This window comes from Flavobacterium sp. AJR (assembly GCF_002156885.1).
In the GTDB taxonomy this organism is placed as follows: domain Bacteria; phylum Bacteroidota; class Bacteroidia; order Flavobacteriales; family Flavobacteriaceae; genus Flavobacterium.
The window spans coordinates 25,526-31,694 of record NZ_NCWQ01000056.1 but is presented as its reverse complement, the minus strand read 5'-3'; the positions used below and the strand labels follow the sequence as shown (position 1 = coordinate 31,694).

The 6,169-nt window shown below is 33.2% G+C and carries 5 protein-coding genes; 1 reads left to right on the top strand and 4 read right to left on the bottom strand.

The window, feature by feature from the left end; translation table 11 throughout:
- The first annotated feature begins 235 nt into the window (after positions 1-235).
- On the top strand, positions 236-736 hold the full coding sequence (locus B8T70_RS15280; RefSeq protein ID WP_086895384.1) for a DUF456 domain-containing protein: 501 nt from the start codon (positions 236-238) through the stop codon (positions 734-736).
- A gap of 2 nt (positions 737-738) precedes the next feature.
- Here B8T70_RS15280 and B8T70_RS15275 read toward each other — a convergent pair whose 3' ends face one another.
- The 4 genes from B8T70_RS15275 to B8T70_RS15260 all read right to left on the bottom strand — a co-directional run bounded on the left by B8T70_RS15275 (position 739) and on the right by B8T70_RS15260 (position 6,060).
- Positions 739-2,328, bottom strand: coding sequence for an MFS transporter (locus tag B8T70_RS15275; protein ID WP_086895383.1), 1,590 nt, complete (start codon positions 2,326-2,328; stop codon positions 739-741).
- Positions 2,329-2,332: 4 nt separating this feature from the next.
- Positions 2,333-3,385: an HlyD family secretion protein gene (locus B8T70_RS15270; protein ID WP_086895382.1), complete on the bottom strand. Its 1,053-nt coding sequence runs from the start codon at positions 3,383-3,385 to the stop codon at positions 2,333-2,335.
- A gap of 28 nt (positions 3,386-3,413) precedes the next feature.
- On the bottom strand, positions 3,414-4,760 hold the full coding sequence (locus B8T70_RS15265; RefSeq protein ID WP_039116288.1) for a TolC family protein: 1,347 nt from the start codon (positions 4,758-4,760) through the stop codon (positions 3,414-3,416).
- Between the two features lie 472 nt (positions 4,761-5,232).
- Positions 5,233-6,060, bottom strand: a complete 828-nt coding sequence (locus B8T70_RS15260; RefSeq protein WP_039116825.1) for an AraC family transcriptional regulator — start codon at positions 6,058-6,060, stop codon at positions 5,233-5,235.
- Positions 6,061-6,169 lie beyond the last annotated feature (109 nt).

Here is a 6,169-nt window from a genome sequence, read left to right as displayed (position 1 = left end):
AAAATCAAAAAAAAGTGCATCAAAATCTTTCATTGAAAAATTTAATACTTTTTTCTTATTACTTTTATAGATGCTATCCTGAAGTAATCTATCGTCTATTGAAAGTTTTTTAGTTTGTGCATACGTACTTGCATTGATTGAAAAAATCAAGGAACAAAACAATACAAATTGCAAAAATCTAAACATGGACGAATCTAACTAAAGGATTGTAGGCGCAAAATTACAAAAAAATTATATGGATTCACTATTATTGTTACTCGGCTTTATATGCATGATTGTTGGTATTTTAGGTAGTTTTTTACCTGTTTTACCCGGAATAAGCCTTAGTTGGGTTGGTTTATTATTGCTTTATATGACAAAAGTTGTCCCAATGAATTATTGGGTTTTAGGCATTACACTTGCTGTAACAATCATCATTTCTGTCCTAAACTATATCATTCCCGCCAAAGGGACTAAGAAATTTGGCGGAAGTACTTATGGAGTCTGGGGGACTAATATCGGTTTGGTCGTTGGTATTTTTGCCCCAATTCCGTTTGGTTTTATTATTGGCCCATTTGCAGGAGCGTTTATCGGAGAATTAATCTACGATTCTAAAGATCACAATCGCGCTCTAAAAGCTGCAACAGGTTCTTTTATTGGCTTTCTGGCATCGAGTTTTATAAACTTTATGCTTTGCATTATATTCTTCGGACTTTTCCTTACGATTGTATGGCAAAATCGTGCTGGACTGTTCTGAATTTAGAAACTATTCCAAACTCTATTTTTAAAAACATCAAATGTTTGTTTTAAATGCTGATTGATTCCTAACAAGACTACAACAATTAATAATCCGTACCCAACAGCGGTAAAAATCTCCATATTTGATAACAGAATAGATTGCTTGGTTACTGAACCTAAAATTTGTTTCATCGCCAGAAGATTAGCCTCGTCTGGATTAAAACCTTTACCCACGAAGCTTTGTGCTGTTTGTGCGATTCTGCTTTGCGTTTCGGGATTTTCGGGCGCAATAAACTGTATCAGTTTTGTAAAGTGTGATTTCTGAAAAAACTTCTCTGCATTTTGCATAATACAAAACCCAATTGTACTTCCCCAAAAACGCCCTGAAACTCCGATTGCTCCAGAATATGGCGCTAAACCTGTAGGAACAGATGACATTGTAAACAAAACCAACGGCACAAATAAAACCCCTACTGCAACTCCTTGCAGAATATATGGTATTGCCATTGCCGATAATGAAATATCGGGCACAAAAAGAAACGTAAACCATAAGTGGAACACCGCAAGAATAAAAAACCCAAGCATAAAGATATATCTCGAAGCTACTGTTTTTGCAAGAAATACTGCCGCCAAAACCATTCCGATTACATTACCTATTACATTAAGAAACTGAATATGCGCCACGCGCGATGGCTCCCAGTTCCAGACACTAAACATTGTACTATGACAAATATTAAGTGTTGCTCTACCGATATAAAAAAGAAAAAACAACAAGAAACCGATTCTTAGATTGGCATATCTAAAAACATTTAAATCAAAACAAGGTCGTTTTACGTGCAATTGTCTAAAAATAAATAAACCGGTCGAAATTAATGATGCAATTAATGCAAATCGGATTTCGAAAGATTCAAACCAATATTTTTTCTCGGCATATACAAAGAAATACGCTCCGCATAATATGGCAATCAGCAATAAAACAAAGCTTGTCCAGTCTATTTGATACAGAGGAATTTTGCGATGGAGACGACTATCATTAAACGTTATCATTATTAATAAAACGCAAATAATCTGGAATAATGCTGAACCATACGCCATATATCTCCAATCGTAATTTTCTAAAAGCCAAACGGCAATATTCATTATAAAAGGCGATGATAATAGTAGCGCCCCATAATTAAAGGTGAACCCAATTATAATTGCATTTTTAGATTTAAATCTGGTAATTAATAACTGCCTTAACGGAACTCCTGGTAATGCCATTAGGAAACCTTCAGCCATTCTTATCATTATAAACAATGAAAAGTTCTTTACATAAGCCGACAACATTATAGTAATGGCTACCAAACAAAATACCGCAATCAGATATTTTTTAGTGGGGAAAAATTTAGAAAATCGGCTTTCTATTAATATCGTGGCAAGCAAAGTCCCGTAAGTAACGCACATAGAAAATTGCAAGTCCTCTGGTTCTATATCTAGAAAACTTGATGCATAAGTAACATTTGATGAGTAAACTCCCAACAAAATCATGGAATGCAACATGCAAAAAAACAAGATTACAATGATTGCCCAATTAGGAACCCATGATTTAAAAACGCTTGTATTGTCTAACATTATGTTATTTGTGTTCGGCTACTACAGTTATATTCATTCCGGCACGAAGGAAATCAGTTTGCTCGCTTGTGTCTTTTAATTTTATTCTTACTGGGATTCTTTGTTCTATCTTGATAAAATTTCCCGTGGCATTATCTGGCGGCAATAACGAAAATCGTGCGCCACTGGCTGGAGATAATGAAGTAACTACTCCTACAAATTCTTTATCATTAATCGCATCTGCGTGTATCTCTACTTCTTGACCGATAGTTAAAAACTGAACTTGAGTTTCTTTAAAGTTTGCTGTAATCCATTTTTCTTTACTCACCATCGACAACAAAGTTTGTCCTTCTTTTATCATTTGTCCTGGCTGAATTGTTTTTTTAGCAACCCATCCGTCATAAGGCGCAGTGATTACTGTGTACGAAAGAAACAAAGCAGCATTATCTGCCAATGCTTGTTTGGACTGAATTACTGTTTGTGCAGTAGGTATATTTGCTGCAGCTTGTGATGTATTTAAAGTCGATGATTCGATTCGGTTACTCATTTCCTGATAATGTGCCTGAGCCGATTCGTAATCTGCTTTTACCTTTTCTAATTGTTGTTCGGTTGCAGCTTCTTCTTTTACCAAAGCTTTGTATCGTTGGTACTCTAATTGTGTTTTCCAAAGATTGGTTTTGGCTGCAGCCAATTGCGACTTTCCAATTGTAGTTGCACTTGCGGTTGTAGCTACATTTTTCTCGACAACAACGCTATTTCTTTTAGCACTTTCTACATCTGCCAAAGCCACATCTAGTCTTGATTTATACTCGCGATTGTCTATAACTAATAAAGTATCTCCTTTATGTACAAACTGATTTTCTTCATAACGAACTTCCTGAACGTACCCAGTAATCCTGGACATAATAGGTGTAACATATTGCTCAACCTGAGCATCATTGGTTTCTTCGTGATTTTTATTAAAAACATAAAACCAAATTCCCAAAATGATTCCGCTTAAAACAAGCACGCATGCAATAACAGTTATCAATGTATGAAACGACTTATTAGCTCTTGTTTCATTTTTTATCTTTACCATAAAATTCTATTCTCTTTTTAAAATTCAATTATTTTAATAATCCTGCAGTATGAAGCAATTCATAATGTTTCATTTCGGCATCAATTCGCGTTGCTATTTTATTATATTTTGCTTGCAGCAACGCATTATCAGCATCGACCATTTCGGTAATCAGAACCAACTGGTTCAGGTATTTTAACTTAACAATACGATAATTCTCGGTTGCTAATTTTAATGCTTTATCGACAACTTTAATCTTCTCCGTAATTTCTTCATATTGCGTATGATTTCTAAATAATTCATCCTGAACTTTATTCTTTACAATTTCCGATTGGGTTTTCTGTAATTCAATTCTAGAATTTGCAATATGTACTTTGGTTTTATTTTTATATAATCCCGACAAACTAAATGTAGCTTCGATACCAACTTGCCCTAGACTATACAAATAAGGATTTGGCGGAAAGAACATATAATTGGGATATTTTAAATTATAATCTCCAAAGAAATTTATGGTTGGGTAATAATTTCCTTTTGCCAATTTCAATTCTGTCTTCTTGATTTCGATTTCCTGATTTGCAATTCGCATCTCTTCATTTTGAAGTGTATTATTTAAATAGAAATTGTAATTATCCATCTTTACATCTTCATTAAAACTTGCCGTTGTATCAATCGCTATTTCTTGTTCTTCGGGTAACTGAAGAATTGTTTTTAATTCGTGAAGTGCTATTTTGATATTTTTAGAGTTTGTCAAGGCATTCAGTTCACGATCCGAAAGTTGAAGCTCTGCTCTTAAAACTTCATTCTTGGTAATTGTACCGTGGTTCTTTAAGGATTGAACTTCTTTAAGTCGGCTTTGTTCTTCTTTAATATTTTCATCAATGATTTTTTGAAGTTCCATCATTTTCTGAATTCCCAAATAAGTAGCAATCACTTCTAACTGAATATCATTTTCAGCTTTTTCGCTTTTTACCTGAGCAATCTTACTCTCCTGATTGGCAATTGCGATAGCATTGTTGATCTTATTTCCAGCATATAGTGGCACTTTAATAGCCGTTCCTATATTATACATCTCTGGAATTGTATGGGTTACATCTTTATCTTTTAGAAACCCACCTTTAAACTCTGTTAAGTTTGTAACACGAGAATAACCTCCATTAAAATCTATTTCAGGCAAACGAAGTTCTTTGGTTTCTTTGATATTCTCTTTAGAAATATCTACTTCAATGCGAGATTTAAGTATGTTTTTGTTATTTTCTTTTGCAATTTTAATCGCTTCTTGTAATGAAATCGGATTTATTTGCTGAGCTTGTAGTGTAGTTATCCCAAGTAAAATCAGGATTAAAGCTATTTTTTTTGGACGATAACACTGTATCGAAAACCATTTTTTAAGGAACATGAAAGTAGTGTGATTTATTCACTGCAAAGTTCTTTCATTTTATAATTGCCTGATAATTCTAAAAAGTCAATAACATATTCATTTCGGACAAATTTTAACAATTGAGTTTTTCATGCGGATTTAGTAGCACAAGCCTCAATATTGTCTTTCTGAGGAACGAAGAATCTCCGTTAGTAGCTCGACAAAGATTATGGATATTCTTGTGGTGATTCTTCGTTCCTCAGAAAGACAAGTTTGCGATTCAAAAATCTGCCGAATCTGCTAAATCTGCGTGAAAACATTTTACTCACTCAAATTCAATAGCTTTTAGAAGATAAAAAAAAATGATAAATTATTCAGGAATATAAATCTGTATTAAAAACAACAAAGAAAACTTTTTACTTATTTAAAAAATCTGCCGAATCTGCGTGAAAACATTTTACTCATACAGATTTCGCTAAAAAAAACCAATACTCAATAAGTAGATTACCTTTTACAACTTCCCTCTTTTCAGAATGTTTTCTCCATTAAGATAATCAGAAGGTCGCTGTCCTAATATCTTAAAAAAAGTATTGCTAAATGTTGGCACACTACTGTACCCAACTTCTTGAGCTACTTCTTTTACAGATAATTTTCGATCAAGCAGCAATTCAATTGCTTTTAATACTCTTCTGATTGTATAATATTGAATAAAAGACATTCCTAAATCTTTCTGAAACAAACGGTATAAAGACTTCTCGCTATATCCAAATTGATGCGCAACTTCTCCAAACAGAATCGTTTCTCCTAAATTGTTTTCAACATAACGCAAGATTTTACTCAAGCGAGCATCTTTTGGCAAAGGTAATTCTAGTGGTAAATTGGTTAAACAAATTTGGGGTAATATCGCTTTTATAGCTTTAGCAATCACAAAATTCGGACTTCCTTTTTTAAGATCACCATTCCATTGATTGGTAAAAAGCATCATTTGAAGCAGTAAATTATTAACTGGATAAATACCTTCTTTTTGATAAAAAACATCTTCATCTTTCTCTACAGGAAAATATAAATTTCGCATCATCACGTTTTCAGACTTTGGATGAATGCTGTGTTCAATTCCACTTGGAATCCATATAAAATGTCTTGCTGGTAAAAAATACGTTTTGGTTTCAGTCGTTACAAATACAACATCGCCTTCCGTATAAAGAAATTGTGCTTTATTATGTTTATGTGTAGGAACATATAATTCCCCCATCAAATCATGATAACAATAAATACTTTTTTTATCAGTATCTACCGTTTTAATATAGTACTTATGTTCTTTATGAATTGAATGTTCCATTGTAGTACGTGTATATCAACAGACTTTTTGCGATATATAAATATAAGGAAGATAATTAAGCGGAGTGGAATTACTATAAAATAAAAAAAGCCTTTCCGTTAAGAAAGGC

Bases quoted from the DNA above. Each gene is read 5' to 3' on its own strand.
- B8T70_RS15280 (WP_086895384.1), top strand. From the start codon at position 236: ATGGATTCACTATTATTGTTACTCGGCTTTATATGCATGATTGTTGGT.
- B8T70_RS15275 (WP_086895383.1), bottom strand. From the start codon at position 2,328: ATGTTAGACAATACAAGCGTTTTTAAATCATGGGTTCCTAATTGGGCA.
- B8T70_RS15270 (WP_086895382.1), bottom strand. From the start codon at position 3,385: ATGGTAAAGATAAAAAATGAAACAAGAGCTAATAAGTCGTTTCATACA.
- B8T70_RS15265 (WP_039116288.1), bottom strand. From the start codon at position 4,760: ATGTTCCTTAAAAAATGGTTTTCGATACAGTGTTATCGTCCAAAAAAA.
- B8T70_RS15260 (WP_039116825.1), bottom strand. From the start codon at position 6,060: ATGGAACATTCAATTCATAAAGAACATAAGTACTATATTAAAACGGTA.